General features: G+C 65.8%; 20 protein-coding genes. 14 read left to right on the plus strand and 6 right to left on the minus strand.

Annotated elements, in window-relative coordinates; all coding sequences use genetic code 11:
* The first annotated feature begins 531 nt into the window (after window positions 1–531).
* A complete protein-coding gene (locus tag R2733_15655) occupies window positions 532–3363 on the plus strand; it encodes a vitamin B12-dependent ribonucleotide reductase (protein MEZ5377943.1) in 2832 nt (943 codons plus the stop codon).
* 90 nt (window positions 3364–3453) lie between these two features.
* Here the strand turns inward: R2733_15655 and R2733_15660 are convergent, their stop codons facing one another.
* Window positions 3454–3924 (minus strand): cyclic nucleotide-binding domain-containing protein, encoded by a 471-nt coding sequence (locus R2733_15660; protein ID MEZ5377944.1) that lies wholly within the window; start codon window positions 3922–3924, stop codon window positions 3454–3456.
* A gap of 299 nt (window positions 3925–4223) precedes the next feature.
* Between R2733_15660 and R2733_15665 the strand changes: the two genes are divergently transcribed.
* From R2733_15665 to R2733_15675, 3 genes are all read left to right on the plus strand, one after another.
* Window positions 4224–5297 carry a hypothetical protein gene (locus tag R2733_15665; GenBank protein MEZ5377945.1) on the plus strand — a complete coding sequence of 358 codons (1074 nt, stop codon included), beginning with the start codon at window positions 4224–4226 and terminating at the stop codon, window positions 5295–5297.
* 283 nt (window positions 5298–5580) lie between these two features.
* The gene (locus R2733_15670) at window positions 5581–5889 is read left to right on the plus strand and encodes a hypothetical protein (GenBank protein ID MEZ5377946.1); all 309 of its coding nucleotides are present in this window, start codon (window positions 5581–5583) and stop codon (window positions 5887–5889) included.
* A 254-nt stretch (window positions 5890–6143) separates the two neighbouring features.
* Window positions 6144–6653: a hypothetical protein gene (locus tag R2733_15675; GenBank protein MEZ5377947.1), complete on the plus strand. Its 510-nt coding sequence runs from the start codon at window positions 6144–6146 to the stop codon at window positions 6651–6653.
* Window positions 6654–7707: 1054 nt separating this feature from the next.
* Here R2733_15675 and R2733_15680 read toward each other — a convergent pair.
* A complete protein-coding gene (locus R2733_15680; protein ID MEZ5377948.1) occupies window positions 7708–7953 on the minus strand; it encodes a hypothetical protein in 246 nt (81 codons plus the stop codon).
* 396 nt (window positions 7954–8349) lie between these two features.
* On the opposite strand from R2733_15680, the gene R2733_15685 reads away from it, so the two are divergent.
* Together R2733_15685 and R2733_15690 are read left to right on the plus strand one after the other, a co-directional pair.
* Entirely contained in the window at window positions 8350–8535 is a 186-nt protein-coding gene (locus R2733_15685; protein MEZ5377949.1) for a hypothetical protein, read from the plus strand.
* A 4-nt stretch (window positions 8536–8539) separates the two neighbouring features.
* Window positions 8540–8839: a hypothetical protein gene (locus tag R2733_15690; protein ID MEZ5377950.1), complete on the plus strand. Its 300-nt coding sequence runs from the start codon at window positions 8540–8542 to the stop codon at window positions 8837–8839.
* A gap of 147 nt (window positions 8840–8986) precedes the next feature.
* Here R2733_15690 and R2733_15695 read toward each other — a convergent pair whose 3' ends face one another.
* Window positions 8987–9943, minus strand: a complete 957-nt coding sequence (locus R2733_15695) for an EamA family transporter (GenBank protein MEZ5377951.1) — start codon at window positions 9941–9943, stop codon at window positions 8987–8989.
* A 72-nt stretch (window positions 9944–10015) separates the two neighbouring features.
* Between R2733_15695 and R2733_15700 the strand changes: the two genes are divergently transcribed.
* From R2733_15700 to R2733_15720, 5 genes are all read left to right on the plus strand, one after another.
* Window positions 10016–10930 (plus strand): LysR family transcriptional regulator, encoded by a 915-nt coding sequence (locus R2733_15700; protein MEZ5377952.1) that lies wholly within the window; start codon window positions 10016–10018, stop codon window positions 10928–10930.
* Complete coding sequence (locus tag R2733_15705) at window positions 10927–11373, plus strand: hypothetical protein (GenBank protein MEZ5377953.1); 447 nt, start codon at window positions 10927–10929, stop codon at window positions 11371–11373. Before R2733_15700 ends, R2733_15705 begins: the two co-directional genes overlap by 4 nt.
* A gap of 62 nt (window positions 11374–11435) precedes the next feature.
* Window positions 11436–12173: a GNAT family N-acetyltransferase gene (locus tag R2733_15710; GenBank protein ID MEZ5377954.1), complete on the plus strand. Its 738-nt coding sequence runs from the start codon at window positions 11436–11438 to the stop codon at window positions 12171–12173.
* A 58-nt stretch (window positions 12174–12231) separates the two neighbouring features.
* The gene (locus R2733_15715; protein MEZ5377955.1) at window positions 12232–13092 is read left to right on the plus strand and encodes a crotonase/enoyl-CoA hydratase family protein; all 861 of its coding nucleotides are present in this window, start codon (window positions 12232–12234) and stop codon (window positions 13090–13092) included.
* Between the two features lie 183 nt (window positions 13093–13275).
* A complete protein-coding gene (locus R2733_15720) occupies window positions 13276–15237 on the plus strand; it encodes a multicopper oxidase domain-containing protein (protein MEZ5377956.1) in 1962 nt (653 codons plus the stop codon).
* Between the two features lie 25 nt (window positions 15238–15262).
* On the opposite strand, the gene R2733_15725 is transcribed toward R2733_15720, so the two are convergent.
* The gene (locus R2733_15725) at window positions 15263–16126 is read right to left on the minus strand and encodes a bifunctional 5,10-methylenetetrahydrofolate dehydrogenase/5,10-methenyltetrahydrofolate cyclohydrolase (GenBank protein MEZ5377957.1); all 864 of its coding nucleotides are present in this window, start codon (window positions 16124–16126) and stop codon (window positions 15263–15265) included.
* A 240-nt stretch (window positions 16127–16366) separates the two neighbouring features.
* Between R2733_15725 and R2733_15730 the strand changes: the two genes are divergently transcribed.
* The 3 genes from R2733_15730 (at window position 16367) to R2733_15740 (ending at window position 18613) form a co-directional block, all read left to right on the plus strand.
* A complete protein-coding gene (locus R2733_15730; protein ID MEZ5377958.1) occupies window positions 16367–16852 on the plus strand; it encodes a GNAT family N-acetyltransferase in 486 nt (161 codons plus the stop codon).
* A gap of 67 nt (window positions 16853–16919) precedes the next feature.
* A complete protein-coding gene (locus tag R2733_15735) occupies window positions 16920–17540 on the plus strand; it encodes a hypothetical protein (protein ID MEZ5377959.1) in 621 nt (206 codons plus the stop codon).
* Window positions 17541–17617: 77 nt separating this feature from the next.
* Window positions 17618–18613 (plus strand): membrane dipeptidase, encoded by a 996-nt coding sequence (locus R2733_15740; GenBank protein MEZ5377960.1) that lies wholly within the window; start codon window positions 17618–17620, stop codon window positions 18611–18613.
* A 3-nt stretch (window positions 18614–18616) separates the two neighbouring features.
* Here the strand turns inward: R2733_15740 and R2733_15745 are convergent, their stop codons facing one another.
* Both R2733_15745 and R2733_15750 read right to left on the minus strand, forming a co-directional pair.
* Window positions 18617–19042: a RidA family protein gene (locus R2733_15745; GenBank protein MEZ5377961.1), complete on the minus strand. Its 426-nt coding sequence runs from the start codon at window positions 19040–19042 to the stop codon at window positions 18617–18619.
* Window positions 19043–19074: 32 nt separating this feature from the next.
* On the minus strand, window positions 19075–19479 hold the full coding sequence (locus tag R2733_15750; protein ID MEZ5377962.1) for a VOC family protein: 405 nt from the start codon (window positions 19477–19479) through the stop codon (window positions 19075–19077).
* Between the last annotated feature and the right edge of the window lie 9 nt (window positions 19480–19488).

Below are 19488 nucleotides of genomic sequence, written 5' to 3' on the forward strand. Positions count from 1 at the left end.
ACATCTGGTAGGTCACCCATGGTGGCGGCCCAGAGTTCGAAGGGGGAAAACTCCTGGTCGGAAGACACCCGCACGACCAGCTCCAACACTCAGAGCGCTACGGCGCTGTGGGTGGAACGGGCGGGTGGTACGGAGCGCACGATGCGCCCACGCCATCCTCGTGGCCGGGCGACCCCTGAGAACCCGTGATACCCGCAGGAAGAAGATCGTCCCTCCGTCGGTTTCCTTCCTCAGACAACGTTCGCGTCGAGCGAACATGCTCGAAGCTCTCGGGCGGCAGCAACACGTTCCATCGAGACGCTCTCGTCTCGGTGGAGCAGCATCAGCAGCGACAGACATCAGCAGCGACACCGCCTCGACCTGCGTCGTGGCACCTGAACCGACTCATGCCAGCACCGGCGCTCCTCAGCCTCGGTGTCGAGGAGTCGACCCACCCCCTCAACCCAATCCCCACCCCACGCGGCGGCAAGCGCTCGTACGGGAACAACGGCACCGGACGCCCGTTCGCCGGTGCGCACAGGAGCAAACTTCATGGCACTAGCACCAGAGCAGACCGGCATCGGCCTCCGCCGCTACTTCACCACCGCCGGCGTCGATCCCTATGACACCGTCAGCTGGGAGCGCCGCGATGCCCGTCTCGCCAACTGGAAGACCGGCGAGGTCGCCTTCGAACAGCTCGGCGTCGAAGTGCCGAGCAGCTGGTCGGTCAATGCCACCAACATCCTCGCCCAGAAGTACTTCCGCGGCACCCTCGGCACCGCCGAGCGTGAGAGCTCGCTCCGCCAGGTCGCCGACCGCGTCGTCGACACCATCACCACGTGGGGCAAGGAGGGGGGCTACTTCACCTCCGACGCCGAAGCCGACATCTTCTCCGACGAACTCAAGTATCTGATCATCCACCAGCGGGCTGCGTTCAACTCGCCGGTGTGGTTCAACATCGGCGTCGCCGGCGTACCCCAGCAGGCCTCCGCCTGCTTCATCTTGTCGGTCGACGACAAGATGGATTCCATCCTCAACTGGTACGTCGAGGAAGGGACCATCTTCAAGGGCGGTTCGGGCGCCGGCGTCAACATGTCGCGTATCCGCTCCTCGCACGAACTGCTCAAGGGCGGCGGCACCGCCTCCGGCCCGGTCAGCTTCATGCGCGGCGCCGACTCCTCGGCCGGCACCATCAAATCGGGCGGCAAGACCCGTCGTGCCGCCAAGATGGTCATGCTCGATGTGGATCATCCCGATGTCGAGGAGTTCATCTGGTGCAAGGCCACCGAGGAGCGCAAGGCACGCGTGCTGCGTGAGGCCGGCTTCGACATGGACCTCGACGGTGCCGACAGTCATTCGATCCAGTACCAGAACGCCAACAACTCGGTCCGGGTCACCGACGAGTTCATGCAGGCCGTCCTCGACGACGGTGACTGGAAGCTCGTCGCCCGTACCGACGGCGCCATCATCAAGACCGTCAAGGCTCGCGACATCATGCGCCAGTTCTCCCAGGCCACCTGGGAGTGCGCCGATCCGGGCATGCAGTTCGACTCCACGATCAACCGCTGGCACACCTCCGCCAACACGGGCAAGATCAACGGCTCGAACCCGTGCAGCGAGTACATGCACCTCGACAACTCGGCGTGCAACCTGGCCAGCCTCAACCTGCTCAGCTTCCTGAACGACGACAACACCTTCGACATCGACGGCTACAAGGCCGCCATCGAGCACGTGTTCACCGCGCAGGAGATCATGGTCGGCCGGGCCGACTACCCGACCGAGCGCATCGGTGAGACCTCACGCCAGTTCCGTCAGCTCGGTCTGGGCTATGCCAACATCGGCGCCCTCTTGATGAACCTCGGCCTGCCGTACGACTCCGACGAGGGCCGGGCGCTCGCCGCCTCGCTCACCTCGTTGATGACCGGTCACGCCTACCTCACCTCGGCCAAGATCGCGAGCCGCATGGGCGCCCACGCCGGCTACGCCGACAACAAGGAGCACATGCTGCGGGTGCTCGAGCAGCACCGGGCGGCCAACGCGTCGATCGATGAAGACCTCGCCCCGCTCGACATCCTCGGCGAAGCCCAGCAGTCATGGGACGCTGCCTGCGAGCTCGCTCCCCAGGTCGGTGTGCGCAACGCCCAGGCCACGGTGCTGGCCCCGACCGGCACGATCGGTCTGCTCATGGACTGTGACACCACCGGCATCGAGCCCGACCTCGGTCTGGCCAAGATGAAGAAGCTCGTCGGTGGCGGCACCATGATGATCGTCAACCAGTCGGTGCCACGTGCGCTCAAGCGTCTCGGCTACTCCGACCAGGCTGCCCAGGCGATCATCGATTACATCGACGAGAACAAGTCGATCCTCGGCGCTCCTGGCCTCGATCCCGAGCATGTATCGGTGTTCGCCTGCTCGATGGGCGACAACCCGATCCACTACCTGGGTCACGTGAAGATGATGGCGGCCGTCCAGCCGTTCATCTCGGGGGCGATCTCCAAGACCGTCAACATGCCCGAAGAGGTCACGGTCGAAGACGTCGAGCAGCTCCACATCGACGCCTGGCAGATGGGTGTCAAGGCCATCGCCATCTACCGCGACAACTGCAAGGTCGCCCAGCCGCTCTCCATGGCGAAGAAGGGTGACGCCGAGGGTTCGAGCGCCGGCTCCGATGCCGCCGCCGAGGCCGCGGTCGCCGCCGTGACCGCACCGGTCACCGAGGTGATCGAGAAGGTCGTCTACAAGCCGGTTCGTGAGCGTCTGCCCCGCAACCGTCAGAGCCGCACGTTCGACTTCCGTGTCGCCGACTGCAAGGGCTTCGTCACCGTCGGAGAATACGAAGACGGTCGTCCGGGCGAGATCTTCCTCCGGGTCGCCAAGCAGGGCTCCACCCTGGCCGGGATCATGGATGCGCTCGCCATCTCGCTCAGCCATGGCCTGCAGTACGGCGTGCCGCTGCGCAACTACGTGCAGACCTTCACCGGGATGCGCTTCGAACCCGCCGGCATGACCGACGATCCCGAGATCCGGATCGCCAGCTCGATCATGGACTACCTGTTCCGCAAGCTGGCGGTGCTCTACCTGAGCTACGAGGAGCGGGCCGAGCTCGGCATCTTCACCGTCAACGAGCGCACCCAGCAGACCCTGCCCGGCGTCGAGGACACCACCACGGTGCAGGGCCATGACATCGCCGCCGATCCGCCCTCGGTCGACTCGGCCGACGACATCATCGACATGATCGCCGCCGAGGAGCAGCGCACGACCGCTCACGCCGAGCCCGTCGTCGACCCCGATGCCCCGCTCTGCTTCACCTGCGGCATCAAGATGCAGCGGGCCGGTAGCTGCCACGCCTGCCCGTCGTGCGGTACCACGAGCGGTTGTTCGTGATGTAGGCGACCAGCTCGTGACCCCGGTGTCGTGTGCGCCGGGTGTCACGAGTTGGTCGTCGGACGCCCCGGGCGCGCCCGTGATGAGCGGCTACGTCTCCGGGTCTGGATCTGCGGTCGTGCGCCTGGCTCGATCCTGCGCATCCGAGGAGGTGATCCCGCGGGCTCGCTCCAAGTAGGAAAGTAGTTCGGCTTGGAAGCGGTTCGAGAGTTCGGGATTTGTTCTCTGGAGTTCGTCGAAGGCGGCTGCGGGGAGGTCGAGAACCGTGACGGTGTCCGAGTTCGCCACGGTGGTGGCTGAGCGCGGCTGACGGAAGAACATCGCCATCTCACCTTCAGGCTGGCCTGCGCCGGTTGGGCCGAGCGAGCGGCCTTCGAACAACACGTCGGTCTCGCCGCTGATGATGAAGTAGCAGTTTCGCGTCGAGGTGCCCTCCTCGATGAGCACCTCACCTCGGCTGAAGGAAGTAACCGCAGTATGGTCTGCGAGCCAACGGATCAACTCGTCTGGCATCTGCTGCAGTGACTCCATCTCCCGCAGCAGGACTTCGTGAGACTGCATGGCTTCATGCTAGAGATGGTCGGATTGACTCGCAGCTCGCACGGCCCACCGTCGGCAGTCTCGAGCAGGACTGCCCGCCCATAGCGTGCGTCATCGTCCCGGCGTATGACGACGTTCCTCGACTGGCGGTCCGCGAGCGCTAGAAGACACGCCTAGGTTGGGGTGGTTCAGCCGTTCCGGACTGGTTGGCCCCTGAGGGTGTTGGTTGTATGACCCTGCGTTTCCATCCTGTACCGCCCCTACCGACCGAACCGCTTCTGCAGCAGGTAGCTGGGGACACGCACGACGGTGTCAGTCTGATGGCTTCGATGGACGGCATCGATCAGGCGCATGCCGACCTCGTATGGGAGGCGATCCACGAGATCGCTCCCGAAGCAACCAAATCAACTCCCGCTCCCGACATCACGGGACTCACGGACTACGGCGACGAGTTCCACCTCGGGTGGCAGGACACCGTTGTGCCGTGGCCGGCCAGCCAACTCACCATTCGACACCAGGGCGAGCACTCCACGATCAGGATCGTCATCGCCGGCAGCGAAGGCGGCCGACTCGACCCGCTCGCCGACGCGCTGGCCGAGCAGGGTCTGCGTGGTGGATGGATCGCCACCGACGTCGCCCGAGCCCCGCTCTGGCGAACAGAGATCGCGAGCGGCTACGAAGCCGGACCCGAGCGGCTCACCATCGACCAACTCCCGCTCTACCCGCAACACCTGTGGCTGCAAGATTCCTTGGCGGCGGTCCTCGATGTCGGACTCGCCGGTGCGGCGATGCCGATCAGCGACGGTGTGCAACTCACCGGCACCCGTGAACAGATGCGGTCGGTACTCCACCCACTCAACGGTCTGCTGTCGGTGGTCGGTCTTCCGTCGTCGGCGTACTGGCTCGAAGGGCCGGTGGCCACGGCGTTCGTCGCAGCCGACACCTACCAGGCGCTCCAGGAACGACAACGGGGCGAACACACTCGCCAGGAGGTGTCGCTGGTGCGCGTCCCCCTCGTTCCCGATGGGCCGTTCGGGACTGTTCCCGAGCGTGACGAATTCTTCGCCGATCTCACCGTGGCCGCACACCACCTATTGACGGCCGTGCGTCGTTGGCTCGCAGCGACCTGGGATCATCCCGTCGACCCGGCATCCGATTTCGTGTCCACCGACCTACAGGTCGACGGCAACCGGTTCACCTTCAGGCTCGCAGGCGACCTCACCCCGACCCAGTCGAGGTTCCTCCGAGCCGCTCTGCAAAGCGACGCTCGGCCACTGTCTCCACGTCGCCTCTTTGCGATGTTCGGGATCCCCACCTGGAAGGAAGAGGTCGAGAAGGCCACACGAGATCTCAACCTTCCCGCAGCGGCCACCTACCGAGAGCCGTATCAATGAACACTCGCGGCCCCTGGCCGGCGTTCAGGGCCGAGGACACATGGTGTGGGAGCGCCGGGGTCGCGGCTTGCGCGACCGTTGTCACGGTGGCGCTGTAGTGTCCGAGTATGGAGCCGACCGAGACCATGCCTGCCGTCGAGCCCGATCGAGCGGCTGCGCTCGCCGGTGATGCGGTGTCCGCTCGTCCCCTTTCGCCAGTTGCTGAGGCATCGCTAGCGAGAGCCGTCGAACGGCTGCCGGAGGCTATGGCGAAGTCCGACGACGAAGCCCGAGCCGACAGCAGGTGAGACGACCGGTCCGTGTTCCGGATCACGCACGGGCCAGTATCGACGACCAACTTCCGGTTGACCGGGCGGAGGTCTTCCGGGCTCACGATCTCCCTGAAGCGATCGAGGCGCTGTCGCTGGTCGACTGGTGGAGTCTGCCCGAGATCGACCAGTCGCCGGGCGTACGCCGATTCACGGTCGAGGCTGCGCGTACGGTTGCCGGCTACCACCTCCTGGTTGGCCTCGACGCCTGGTCCGACGATCCCGGGGGCGTGGTGGTCCACGTGATCGACATCTGGCCCGACCGTTGGCCGGAGAGAGATTGACACACCAGTAGCCGGCATTCTTGAGCGTGGTCGCCCGTCGAGATCGTGCGACCTCAGGCCGGCGATCAGGAGGGCGCGCCCCGAAAGCGCCCTGGGCGGGTGGTGTTGGACACTTCCGCTGGCCGTTTGACGCTGGCATCGCACATGTCATGCCTTCGAGGAGAGCCTTCGACCTCGATGTCGAACGCTACCGATGGGCCCCGTCACCAAGTCGACGGTGTTCAGCTGAAGCTCGGCCAAGCCGATAGTCACACATGACTCACTTGCCGGGGATGGCCGCCGTCGCCCTGATCCTTGGCGCTGCCACTTCGTGCGGCGCCGCACGTGGAATACCCGACATCGAGTCCGCCCAATTCACCGAGCACGACAGCTGCGGCAATGGATTCACCGTTCGCGACAACGACGGCACGATGCGACTCACCGTTCGCGCGTCCACGAAGGCGGCCAAGGGAAGCGATCCGGCAGTCTTCGACCTCGAACACGATGAGTGGAGCGGGTACGTGGAGGTTGGAACCGGTCTGGTGGTGTGGCCATGCCATGACATCGCAACCGATTTCGACGGTGAGCACGTAGAAGACGTCTGGACGGTCATCAGTGGCACCATCGAGGTGCTCGATCCAATCGTTGCGTCCCCCGACGGCGGAGGCTCAGGCCCGGTCAGAGCGCTGCTACACACTGCGTTGGTCGAAACCTCAGACGGATCGACGGTGTCCCTTCACGACATTGAACTGCTCAACCCGCAATGGGGATTCTCCGGCGGCTGAAACGACGCACCACGCCCGCCTGAACGGCCGCCGCCGAGCCGGCGTTTGGTGACGCTTTCCGAGACTCGGTTCATGAGTGGTAGGGGATGCTCTCGGCGATGTCGTTGGCCAAGCCAGTTCAGTCGTGGAGGAGAACCTGGGTCGCTGCGAGCATGACCTTCGATCTCACCCGGGTTGTGATCGGTCGGATCCTGCCCGTGCGCTTCGACACTTCCTAGGGCCCGATCGAAATCTGCGTGAGAGCGATCGCGACCAAGATGGGCAAGAAGAAGCCGCCAACGAAGATGTAGTACAGCATTGAACCGGATCTCGCCGATAGGCCTGCGGCGAGCGACACGGAGCGCCATCCTTCCGGGCTGAGCACCACGCTCTGGGGAGTGGTCCATGGAAGCTTCCGTCGAGCAAGTACGAGGAGCTCCGAACGGCAACGCTCGGCTTCGACTTCCAGCCACATGATCGAGACGAAGAACGCTAGGCCTCCGAACGCCAGATATCGGTTCGAGTCTGTGACCACCCCAACCGACGCCAAGGTTATGCCCACCACGTGGGAGAGAGCTGCGGCAATCATGCGCTGCGCAGCGCTACGCGGAAGGCCCACATTGTCTCCAGAGAATGTCGTTCGTGCTCATCCAGCGCTCTCCTGTGGTGAGGGTGATGCGCTGTGACATCGGGACCGTACTGCGTTTCACGGTGATCGCTGCGCGGGCAAGAGCCGCCGATCAAGACTCGGTCCGTAGCCGTCGATCTAGCTAGCCCTGACGAGCGAGCCCACGAAGCACGTGAGGTCAGGGGGGCGTGAGCTGTGCATTGGCCGAAAGGTCGGCGAGGGCAATGCTCGATCGAAGGCTTGATGTGCGAGGCCGACCCTGCGGCGTAGGCGTGGTCGTCATGTGCACGAATATTGGGAGCGTCATCAAGCTGGCGTTGTGGGGCACGGGTGAGCGCTTCGACGTGGGATCGGTAGGGGGCTGTCGAGGGGTTTGATCTCCGGCCTTCTTGGGCCGGTTCAGTGGGGCAGATTGTCAGGGGCGCTGACCCGCTTGTTGCGGTCCGCCTAGAGCTTGGTGGCCCAAGCGCTTTCGACGATTCCGCCGGATTCGCGGATAACGAGAGTGAAACCTGGTCCGCCGATAGCTGGCAGGTCCTCTTCGACATCGGCAACAACGATCTTGGTGAACCCGCTCTGTCTGCCCCATTCGGTCGCTTCCGCCACGGTGACGCCGGAAAGAATAGACCGATCGGTCCAGTTGTTCGCCACGCCCTCTTCGACCTTTCGGACTTCCTCGGCGATGGGGAACAAGGGTGGTAATGTCGCTGCGGGCTGGATGACCGATGCTGGGGTGGTGGTCGCCTGGGCGTCGCTTCCGCTTCCGCAGCCGGCGACGATCAGGAGCGCTCCGATAGCAGCGAGGTGGCCCCACGACGCACTTCGCCGAATCACGTCGCTCCGACCGGTGCCGACGAAGCATGTCGTCGCGGTGTCGACCTTTGACGGTGCTGTTCCATCTCGAGACAGTACCGCTTCGATGCGGGTTGTCCTGAGTGGCAGCGAGCGCGGAATCGAGCGTTCCAGCGTGTCTCGTCGCCGTCGCCGTCGCCGTCGCCGTCGCTGGGAGCGCCTGAATGCGAAGCTGTTCAATGCCGAGCAACTCGGACCGTCGGACATGGATACCGCGCTGCGGGCTAACCTAGCCGCATGCAGGTCGAGACGCTGGAGCAGATCGCCGAGCGGCTGGGTTGGAGCGCCGAGCGGCTGGCGGAGGCTCGTGCCCGTGCCGCTGAGCCTCGACCGTCCAACATCAGCGAGAGTGACCGTGCCCGAGCGAAGGCCCTGTCGGAATCGGTGAGTCGAACGCGGCAAGCGCTCGACGAAGCTTCCTGACGAAGTGACGGCTCCGAACTGGCGGGCGTTGAGCGTCGTCCTCAACGACCGGGCGGCGATCTACGCCGAAGAGTTTCCCGAGGCGATCGCAGCTGCAGGTTCCTCGATGGTTCAGTCCTTCACACACGAAGAGGCGCAAGCTCTGCTGTTCACCTTCGCCGGTGCGTGGCCGGTCCTCGGGCGTGATGCCGACAATCCATCAACTCGGTACGCCTTCGTCACGATCGGTGATCTGGTGTGCCGATTCCGGGGTGTCGAGCTTGAGCCCGGCGCCATCGTCGTTGACGAGGTGACGAACTTCTGATTCCAGTCGTGCCGGGTGCTCCGCCCGCCCCGACCTCGCCCACAACGCGCGGCTGATATCCGGATGGGGCATGCCCCCAGGGTGCCGATAGGCGACGCTTCAATATCGGCTTCGTCGTGGTCCTGGTGTCGGCCGGTGAGGGACAGCTCAGTGTCGTGTCGGCGTGTACGACTTGAGTTCGACGCCGGTGGCCGTCGGTCGATCGGCTTCCAGCGCCTCGCTCATGGCATGGACAGCGGAAGGTCCTGAAGTCCTGCCGGACCGCAGGACGATCAGGACGCCACCGACCATCGAAGCGGCACCGGCGATCTCGAGGGCGTTTGGTCGCTGGTCGAGGAGGGCGGCGGCCGCACTCATCGCCACCACGGGAGCGAGGAGCACGAATGGGACGACCTGGGACGACTGGTGTCGTGCGAGCAGGGTGTTGAAGATGCCATAGCCGACGAGCGACGCCAGTCCTGACGTGTAAAGCGTCGACACCGCCGAACGCCACCCGAACGCACCGAGGCCCTCCGCCACCGCCGTCGGACCGTGGACGACAAGGGCGAGCAGAAACGCGGGGAGCGGGACCATCAGTGCCGACCACACGGTGAGCGACAACCCACCGGTGACGCCCGACGAGCGCGACACCACGTTGCCGATCCCCCATGACAGCGCACCGAGGAGGCACAGCCCGAACGCGGTGATCGCAACGTCGCCGCCCCGCCCGAGGCCGACCAACACCAGGCCGATGACACCGACGAACACGCCGACGACCTGTTGCGGATGTGGCCGCTCTCGGAGCACCACGGCGGCAATGGCGACGGTGAACACCACCTGGGCCTGGAGTACCAGGGCAGCGATACCGGGCGGAAGTCCGGCGTCGAGCGCCACGTAGAGAAACGTGAACTGCCCGAGCGACATGAACGTGCCGACGCCGATGATCGTCCGCCAGCTGGCCTCGGGCCGAGGGACGAGCAAGATCGCCGGGAACACCACGGCGACGAAGCGGATCGAGACGAACAGCAGCGGAGGAACACCGCTCATGCCCCACTCGATGACGAGAAAGTTGCACCCCCAGATCGTGGCGACGAGGGTGGCGAGGAGCGAGTCACGCAGCGGCATGAGGCCAGCGTGCAGCCGATCATCATGAAGTACCAGCGATTGTTGAATGATGATTTCATGTAGTGTTGCTTCATGATCGATTTGGCCACCTTGGGTGCCCTGCGAGCGGTCGACGTCCAGGGATCGGTGGTCGCCGCCGCCGACGCCCTCGGCTATACGCCGAGCGCGGTGTCCCAACAGATCAAGCGATTGGAGCGTCAGACGGGGATCGCCTTGCTCGAACGAGTGGGACGCGGTGTGGTTCTCACCGCTCAGGGGCGTGAGCTCGTCGCCGCCGGAAGCCGCTTGTTGGGTGAACTCGAGCGGCTCGAGTCCGGACTCCACCGCTCGGTGGGTGCCGTTGCCGGGCAGGTGCGCCTGGCTGCGTTCTCGACTGCCATGCGCGGCCTGGTCGCTCCGGCGATGCCCGGGCTGTTGGCGGCACACCCCGATCTCGAACTCGCGCTCGTCGAGCGCGAGCCGTGGGACACGATCGAGCTGGTGGCCACCGGACAGTACGAGTTGGGTGTCGTGCACTCGTGGGGCAACGTCAGCATCGACGTCCCCGACCACGTCGAGCGACGGTCGATCGCCAACGACGTGGCCGACGTGATTCTCCACCGCTGTCACCGGCTGGCAACCCGAGACGTGCTCACCCCTCACGACCTGATCGACGAGGGATGGATCGCCACACCTGAGGGAACCATCTGCCGCCAGTGGCTCAGCCGGATGTACGACGGCACCGGACGCCGTCCTCGCATCATCCACGAATCGCAAGAGTTCGAGTCCCACATCGCCATGGCAAGGGCTCGGCTCGGGATTGCCCTCGTGCCCCGGCTCGGCCGGAGCACCCTGCACGACGACCTCGTTGCCGTCGCCGTCGCCGATCCGGTGCCGACGCGAGATGTTGCCGTGGTGTACCGCCGCACCATGTCGGAATCGCCGGCGGTCCAGGCCATCATCGACGCACTCACAACCGCCGACGCACTCACGACCGCCGACGCATGACGACGCCCAAGCCGATGGACGTCACGTTCCGCCGACAGGGTCGAACCTGCGGATGGACGGCGCTGCGCCCGCCGCGCACGGTGGTTCCTGGTCCGTCGATGGCGGCCGGCGCCGACCTACCGCACGATCTCTACACGTTCGTCATCGAGGACGCCCTCGGCATCGAGCACGGCTTCTGGGGCTGTGTCGCAGAGGGGGCGACGTTCGCCTCGCTGGGTCGAAAGCGAACGCCGCAGGGTCGTGCCGTGATCGCTCGCCACCTCGGCGAGCTCGAGGCCGCCGAGGTGCGGGTCAACGAGATCTACTTCGCGTGGAAGGCCGGTCGGCCCACGTCGCTCGACCACGAGCTCGATGCGATGCTCGAACGATGGCGGGCGCTGGACGATGGCGACGAGCTCAGCGTGCGGTGGACTCCGAAACGGCAAGCGCCCCGCCACCGCTGATCTGGCAGCGAGTGGCTGCTCGCTTCTACAGCTGGCGTTGAGATCGACCGACGATCCAAGCGATGAGAAGCGCGTCGACACTCCTCCGGCAGCTCTGGACCTTGGCGCCGAGCTGGGTGGCAGGCATGGTGGCCGTCCAGGTGTGGGTCGGCCTGATCATGGGTGTACTCCTCATTGCCGCTGGAGTGGGAGGCAACCGCTGGGTCATCCTGGGCGTCTCGGCAATCATCCTCCCCACGTGCTGGTCTGCGATCTGGTTGATCGCGAAGGCGGAACCGGTCAGTGACGATCCACTGCCGAAGACCGTCCATCACACCACCCGACGGCTGGTCATCCGACGGCTCGAGCGCGACGACGTCATCACCGGGAACGCGGTCATGGACGATTCGGCCGCTGCCGCAAACGGCTGGACGAGCGAGATGCGCGGCGCCACCAACGCGCTCCTTGGCGCTTTCTCGTCGGTCGGGCGTCGCTGCCATCTGATCGTCTGCGAGATCGACAGCGGCGAGTGTGTCGCCGGCGCCGTGATCACGAATCATCGGCCACCAGGGCAGTGGAACCTCGGCTTCTGGGTGTTGCCGGTATACCGCGGAAAGGGTTTCGCGAAGGAAGCGATGGCTGGCGTGCTTGCGGTCATCCACGATGCCGGTATTCCGGTCGTCCACATCGGCACGTCCGTCGAGAATGCCGCAATGCAGGCGGTCATCGGCAGCACGGGCAGCGTCATCGTCGAGACGATCCCTCACGAGTTGCCCGATGGCACGGTCACCGAGTCGCACTGGTACGTCCACACCGAATGATCGAAGATGTCGACAGAAGCGTCCGCGGCGGTGCCGTGATGCCTGGTAGACCATCGGGATGGCAGACCACGCAGTTCGAGTGACCGATGACGGACACGTACGGCGGCTGACGCTGTGCCGACCCGAGGCCTACAACACGATCACACCGCAGTTTCGCGACGAGCTCGGTGCCGCGCTCGACGATGCGCAGCGGGATCGCAACGTCCGGGTGATCCTTCTCGATGCGGAAGGTCCCGCCTTTTGTGCCGGCTACGGCCTTGACTGGTCGACCGCCGCCCAGTCGAGCGACGAGAAGACGAGCAAGCGGCTGTGGGACACCGCCGCCGACCTGCACATGATCGGCGCCTATGCGAACACGTGGGCCAAGCTCCACGAGTCGACCAAGCCCACCGTCGCTGCCGTCCAAGGATGGTGCATCGCCGGTGGTACCAACGTCGTCTTCAACGCCCACATGATTGTTGCCGCCGAGTCGGCCCGGTTCGGCTATCCACCGTCACGCGTGTGGGGCGTGCCGGAGGCCCCGTGGAACTGGGTGGCGCGGATGGGCATGCAGCGAGCCCGCCGCTACATGCTCACCGGCGACGAGTTCACCGCCAACGAGGCGCTGGAGATGGGCGCCATCCTGGAGGTGGTGCCCGACGACGAACTTGCAGCGCACGCCATGGCCCTCGCCCAACGGATCGCCCAGGTGCCGTCGAACCAGCTGGAGATGATCACCCTGGCGCTGAACAGCGTTGCCAATCATCAGTACGACCCGGCAACGTCTCGTCTGCTCGGCACGATCTTCGACGGTGTGGCCCGCCATAGCCAGGAAGGCGCCGACTTCGTCGATCGCTCGATGGAAGTGGGATTCCGCGAAGCGGTGCGGGAGCGAGATCGCCCCTTCGGCGACTATGGCGAGCGCCGCAACGACGACTGAGTCTGTCAAGACTCTGACAAGTTTCTCCTGGTCAGTGTGGGTGGTACTCCTCAGGCTCGAACAGCCGTATCACCCATTCGAGTGATGCACCCTTGGCTTTACCTTTTGTTTCGGTAGTCGAGGGAGCCCGGGTCCAGCTGAGTGAGCCCATCACGGTGTCCCTCCGCGTCAACGAAGGGCATCATGAACAAGCAACCATCGGGCGGCATCACCGATCGGGCTGGCATCTCGAGACGGTCGTTCCTGGCCGCATCGGGCCTCACCGCAGCAGCGGCATCGTTCAACTTCCTCGGGGGCTGGGGTGTGGCGCTTGCGTCGCCACTGGCAGCCGGGCTGGTCGACCCTGCACGCCAGCGGCTGTTCACCGAGCTCGTACCGAACGCGCTGGCTTCACGGTTCACGCCGGTCGTCAGCGGCGACGTCGACGTGTACCAGATCCGAGCCAAGCAGACCTGGCACCAGACCGGCGCCCGTGATGCACGGGGCCGCAAGCTGGCAACGAAGGTCTACACCTACGGTGACCAGAGCGGTCACAGCTGGCCGGGCCGCACGATCGAAGCCAGGACCAACTGTCCGGTGAAGGTGCGGTGGCGGAACTGGCTGCCGGTCGGCCGACCCCACTTGCTCCCGGTCGACGAGTCGTTCCATTGGGCGTACAGCCTCCACGGCTATGAGCACCTGCGCATCGAAGACACCGGCGTGCCGATGGTGACGCACCTCCACGGTGGACACTCGAGCGCCGAGGCCGATGGCTACCCCGAAGCGTTCTTCTCGCAGAACTTCGGCGTGCAGGGGCCCGCGTTCACCGGCGGTGACTATCTGTACGAGAACGACCAACAAGCCGGCGCACTCTGGTACCACGACCATGCGCTCGGCATCACGCGGCTCAATGTCTATGCGGGTCTCGCCGGTTTCTACATCCTGCGCGACGACGTCGACACTGGTCGCCACGACAACCCGCTGGGGCTCCCCGCCGAGCAGTACGAACTCGGCTACGTGGTGCAGGACCGCATGCTCCGCGACAACGGCGAGCTGTTCTATCCGGCGTTCCCCGGCGATCCCGCCTGGGCCGACTTCATCACCGACCAAGGCCTTGCCGACGATGCGGTGCCGCAGCCGTCGGGGCTCGCCGAGTTCTTCGGCGACCTCATCATGGTCAACGGCATCGTCTGGCCGAAGGCCGAGGTCGAGCCCCGCCACTACCGCGTCCGGTTGCTGAACGGCTCCGACTCCCGGTTCTTCGCGCTGCAGCTGCGCTCGGTCGGGCTTGGCGATGACAGCCTCGACGACGCAAGCGCACCACTTCCGTTCTGGGTGGTCGGGGCCGACCAGGGTCTCGGAACCGCCCGGCAGATGGATCACCTGCTGCTGGGCCCGTCCGAGCGCGTCGACCTCGTGATCGACTTCGCGGCGCTGCAAGGTCGACGAGCGATCCTGACCAACACCGCCAGCGATGCCCCGTTCGGCGGCGAATTGATCGGTGATCCTGACGACTTCTTCCCGGATCGGCGGACCGACCGCATCATGGCGTTCGACGTGGTCGTGCCGCTGAACCATGCGGTGCCCGATCGGTTCGATCCTTCGAACCTGCCGCGATATCGCGGCGTGCAGGGTGCAGCGGACAAGGTACGTGCCGTCGGGCTCTACGAGGGTGCCGATGAGTACGGACGGCTCCAGCCCATGCTCGGTACGGCGTGGCGCACCCAGGACATCAACGGGACCGTGCAGAACGGAACGCTGCCCTGGCACGCGCCGATCACCGAGACCCCGGCGTTGGGTTCGACCGAGGTGTGGGAGATCTACAACTCGACCATGGACGCTCACCCCGTCCACCTCCACCTGGTGAACTTCGAGATCATCGATCGCATGCCCTATACCGCCGATGTGGTGCCGCAACCGGTGATGCAGCACAACGGGGCGGTCGGCCAAGGATTCCGGCTCGAGAACCGTCGCGTCGACCGAAAGAACAAGCTCGACAAATCCGGACACTACGAGGCGGCACCACGCGATGTCGTGACGGCACACCCCGGAGAGGTCACGCGCATCAAGATGAAGTGGGACCGTCCCGGTCGCTATGTGTGGCACTGCCATGTGCTGTCGCACGAGGACCACGACATGATGCGCCCACTCGAGGTGCTCCCGTAGCGAGTCCCGGCCGGCACCGGCGGCGCTACGCCGACCGGTGCCGGAAGGCCGCCTCCACCGTCTGCTCGACGAGGACGGCGATCGTCATCGGACCCACACCACCGGGCACGGGAGTGATCGCGCCGGCGCGTGAGCCAGCGCTCTGGTGATCGACGTCGCCGACGTTGCCGGGGTGGTAGCCGGCGTCGACCACGACCGCGCCTGGCTGCAGCCACTCGCCACGGACGAAGTTCGGACGGCCGACTGCTGCAACCACGATGTCGGCAGCGGCGACGATGCCAGGCAGGTCGACGGTCTTCGAGTGGCAGAACGTCACCGTCGCATCTCTCGCCAGGAGCAGCATGCCGATCGGCTTGCCGAGGATCGGACTGCGCCCGATGACCACTGCGTGCTTGCCGGCCACCTCGATGTCGTAGTGGTCGAGAAGACGAACGATGCCCGACGGCGTGCACGACTCGAACCCTCTACTACCGGATGATCCGGCGGCGAACGACATCGACGCAAAGGAGTGCATCGTCACCCCGTCGACATCCTTGGCGGGAGTGATGGCCTCGAACACTGCCCGCTCATCGACGTGTGGGGGCACCGGATGCTGCACGAGGATGCCGTCGATCTGCTCATCGGAGGAGAGCTGGCGAACGGCCTCGACGACCTCGGCGGTCGTCGAGGTGTGAGGGAGGGCGACACGCTGGGAAGCCACGCCGACGTCCTGACACCGACGCTGCTTCATTCGGACGTAGGTGATCGATGCGGGGTCGTCGCCGACCAGCACCGTCGCCAGGCACGGTGGTCGGCCGTAGGTGGTCTCGTAGGTTCGTGCTCGTTCGCCGGCCGAGGCCAGGATTTCGTTGGCGAGTTCGGTGCCGCGCAGCGACTGGGGGCGTGACATGGGCGCTCCGTTCATGTGGTTCGAAGAGCCCAGGCGCTACGGCATTGGTGAGTGCGCCGCGTCCCCGGTGGTGGTCCACCCAAGCGCCAGTAGCGGCAGTAGTCACCTTAGCGAAAGCTCGTGCCGCCCTCATCGGGGCGGCCGCTCAGGCATCGAACGACGAAGCGGCGTTGGCCGGTTGATTGTGGGTCCTGCGACGGTTCGGGCCGCATCACTGTCCGCCGGTGGCATCGTGTGTCCGTGCCCACGATTCGCCGAGCCATCTCCGGAGACCGAGATCGGCTGCTGTTGTTGATCGACGCCTTCTACCGGATCGACGACCACCCGTTCGATCGGCCACGTGTCCTGGCCGGACTCGAGCCGCTGCTGAGCGGCGATCGCTTCGGTCAGATCTGGGTGGCGGAGGACGACGGCGAGGCCACGGTCGGCAAGCTGGTGGGCTATTCCGTCGTGACGTGGGGCTGGTCGCTCGAATCCGGCGGGCTCGACTGCATCCTCGATGAGATCTACGTCGAGCGGCGGCGGAGTGGGCTCGGGTCGAGGTTGCTCGCTTACTCGATCGACGAGGCCCGACGCCACGGAGCACGCGTGATGGCCTTGGAGACCGAGGCACCCAACGACGGCGCCCGCCGCTTCTATCGTCGCCATGGCTTCGTCGACGAGGACTCGACCTGGATGTTGATCGACCTCACCAGCGAGCCCGCCGGCCACGCCACCGCTGGGTAGATCTCGGGATGCGTGCTGGGTAGGTCGACCGCTGGTGCGGAAAATGGAGTGACCTACGCTGATGTTCGTGATCCACGACGCCTACACCGCTCAGCCGCCGCCCATGCGCCGCCTCGGCCGGTCCTCGGTGTTGGCGAGTTCGCCTCGACGCCATTCGAGCACTCGAGCGTCGTCGGAGCTGACCCTTCGCTACTCCGATCGTGAGCTGCGTCGGGCCTTTCGCTCGATCCAGTCGCCGCTGGCCACTGCGTCGGGCGCGATCATGTTCGGGCTCGGCCTTGCGGTAGCGCTTCTCGGTCTTGCGTCGCTGTCGCTGAGCGCATGGCCGGCGATCGGTCTCGGCCTGGTGTCGGGGTCGGCTGGGGCCGCCATTCTTGTCGTTCCGCTGCACCAGGCGCGCACTGCCGCTGAGCGTCATGGTGACGGACGGATGGTGGCGATCCAGCTCGTCGCCAATCAGCACGGCCTCGCGGTGTTCGATGGCGAGGAAACGACGTTGACGCCGTGGTCGGCGATCGATCGTGTGCAGATCAACGACCGGCACATCGGCCTCGTCGCCGGCCGGTCGTTCGTGGTTCCGCCGCTCCGACTCGACGACGAGCAGGGTCCGTTCGCCGCTCGGGTGCTCGAGTATGCGAGAAGCAACAACGTGTCGATGCCGATGAGGAGCATCACACCCTCCTGGTGACGGTGCGTCGCCGACGGTATCGCTGGCCGTGACGCAGAGGCAGCTCTATCGTCGGCGTCGACCGACGAGGAGAACGAATGACCGGGACCCGCCCGCACGGACCGTGGATCGACCTGCACGCTCACCCCGGCCGCTGTTTCCTCGCCGGCTACGACGACACCGCCCCTGCAGTCAGACAACTCGGCGCCGCCGCAACGGTGCCTTCGGTACGCGTCGCCGCCGAGGCCGGTGTTTGTTGTGTGAGCCTGTCGACCGTTGCCGATCTGGCGGTGCTGCGAGCCAACGCCGCGGGCGGGCTCGGCGCCGGCCGAGAGTTCGAGCCCGGAGAAGCGCGTCGCGATCATGATCGCCAGCTGGCCGGTCTACGCACCGTGTTCGACGACGTCCGTCAGGTGCGCGCTGCCGCCGACATCACCGCCGCTCACCACGACGGTCGCGGATCGGGTTTCGTGTCATGCGAAGGCGCCGACTTTCTCGAAGGCGACACCTCGGGATTGGTCGATGCCCACCGGCTCGGGGCGCGGATGATCACACTGGTCCACTACCGGGTCAACGAACTCGGCGACATCCAGACCGAGGCGCCACGCCACGGTGGTCTGACCGGCTTCGGTCGTGAGGTCGTGACGGAGATGAACCGGCTGGGGATGATCGTCGACCTGGCCCACGCCACCTTCGAGACCACGATCGGTGCGCTCGAGGTCTCGACGGCGCCGATCGTGATCTCGCACAGCCATCTCGCCGGCCCGGGCGCAGCGCATCCACGGTTATTGACCGACGATCATGCTCGGGTCGTTGCCGACGCCGGAGGGCTGGTCGGCGCGTGGCCCGCCGGTGTGACGGCCACGACGTTGGAGGAGTACGTCGACGAGATCTGTCGCCTGGTCGACCTCATCGGCGTCGATCACGTGGCGATCGGGAGCGACCTCGACGCCAACTACCGACCGGTGCTGACCGAGTATCGCCAATTCGGCGATGTCGCCCAGCAGCTCACCGACCGCGGCTTCGCCGCTGCCGACGTCGATTCGGTCCTCGGCGGCAACGTACTGCGGGTCTTCGCCGACGTGTGTGGTTGATGGCTACGACGCGCCACGGTCGCTGCGAGGCGCCGCGCCCGGTTTGTAGGCGATCGCCTCGATCTCGACCGCGGCGCCCAGCGCCAGTCCGGCCCGGCCGACCGTGATCCGGGCCGGAGGCGTCACGCCGTCGAAGAACGCCTCGTAGGCGGCGTTCATCTCGCCGAAGTGCGCCATGTCGTCGACGAACACCGACACCTTGACCAAGTCGTCGAACGTGGCGCCGACGGCTTCGAGGATGTGCCCGATATTGGTCATGGTCTGGGTGGTCTGACGGGCCATGCCTCCCTCGACGAGTGCCAGCTCGCCGGGTTTGGTGCCGAGCGTGCCCGACACGTGGATCCAGCCGTCGGCGACGGTGCAGTGGCAGAACTGGGGGAGGCGGGCAAGGCCTTCGACGACGACTCGGTGGATGGCGGGTGCGCTCATGACGCCATGGTTGCGGTGATCGCCGCGATGCGTCAATCGACCGGTCGGGGACCGAGCAGATCCCAGCGGTTTCCGGCGATATCGCGGAAGACGACGACCGGTCCGTAGGGCTCGCTGCGGGGTTCGCCGACCAGTTCGACGCCTGCGGCTCGCATGCGGGCGAGGGCGGCGTCGAAGTCGTCGACCCGCAGGAAGAACCCGACACGTCCGGCTGTCTGCTCGCCGACAATGGCCCGCTGCACGTCACCGTCGGCCTGGGCGAGGAGGATGCCCGTCGCAGCCAGCGGAGGACGAACAACGACCCAGCGCTTCGGCCGCCCGTCGTTGGTCTCGGATGGCACGTCCTCGACGAGGTCGAAGCTGAGGACGCCGACGAAGAAGTCGATTGCCTCGTCGTAGTCCTCGACCACGATGGTGACCAGCTCGAGATGGCTCATGGGCCGAGC

Source organism: Acidimicrobiales bacterium (assembly GCA_041394265.1).
Taxonomy (GTDB): domain Bacteria; phylum Actinomycetota; class Acidimicrobiia; order Acidimicrobiales; family SZUA-35; genus JBBQUN01.

Bases quoted from the DNA above. Each gene is read 5' to 3' on its own strand.
- R2733_15655 (MEZ5377943.1), top strand. From the start codon at position 532: ATGGCACTAGCACCAGAGCAGACCGGCATCGGCCTCCGCCGCTACTTC.
- R2733_15660 (MEZ5377944.1), bottom strand. From the start codon at position 3,924: ATGCAGTCTCACGAAGTCCTGCTGCGGGAGATGGAGTCACTGCAGCAG.
- R2733_15665 (MEZ5377945.1), top strand. From the start codon at position 4,224: ATGGCTTCGATGGACGGCATCGATCAGGCGCATGCCGACCTCGTATGG.
- R2733_15675 (MEZ5377947.1), top strand. From the start codon at position 6,144: ATGACTCACTTGCCGGGGATGGCCGCCGTCGCCCTGATCCTTGGCGCT.
- R2733_15685 (MEZ5377949.1), top strand. From the start codon at position 8,350: ATGCAGGTCGAGACGCTGGAGCAGATCGCCGAGCGGCTGGGTTGGAGC.
- R2733_15695 (MEZ5377951.1), bottom strand. From the start codon at position 9,943: ATGCCGCTGCGTGACTCGCTCCTCGCCACCCTCGTCGCCACGATCTGG.
- R2733_15700 (MEZ5377952.1), top strand. From the start codon at position 10,016: ATGATCGATTTGGCCACCTTGGGTGCCCTGCGAGCGGTCGACGTCCAG.
- R2733_15705 (MEZ5377953.1), top strand. From the start codon at position 10,927: ATGACGACGCCCAAGCCGATGGACGTCACGTTCCGCCGACAGGGTCGA.
- R2733_15710 (MEZ5377954.1), top strand. From the start codon at position 11,436: ATGAGAAGCGCGTCGACACTCCTCCGGCAGCTCTGGACCTTGGCGCCG.
- R2733_15715 (MEZ5377955.1), top strand. From the start codon at position 12,232: ATGGCAGACCACGCAGTTCGAGTGACCGATGACGGACACGTACGGCGG.
- R2733_15720 (MEZ5377956.1), top strand. From the start codon at position 13,276: ATGAACAAGCAACCATCGGGCGGCATCACCGATCGGGCTGGCATCTCG.
- R2733_15725 (MEZ5377957.1), bottom strand. From the start codon at position 16,126: ATGTCACGCCCCCAGTCGCTGCGCGGCACCGAACTCGCCAACGAAATC.
- R2733_15740 (MEZ5377960.1), top strand. From the start codon at position 17,618: ATGACCGGGACCCGCCCGCACGGACCGTGGATCGACCTGCACGCTCAC.
- R2733_15745 (MEZ5377961.1), bottom strand. From the start codon at position 19,042: ATGAGCGCACCCGCCATCCACCGAGTCGTCGTCGAAGGCCTTGCCCGC.
- R2733_15750 (MEZ5377962.1), bottom strand. From the start codon at position 19,479: ATGAGCCATCTCGAGCTGGTCACCATCGTGGTCGAGGACTACGACGAG.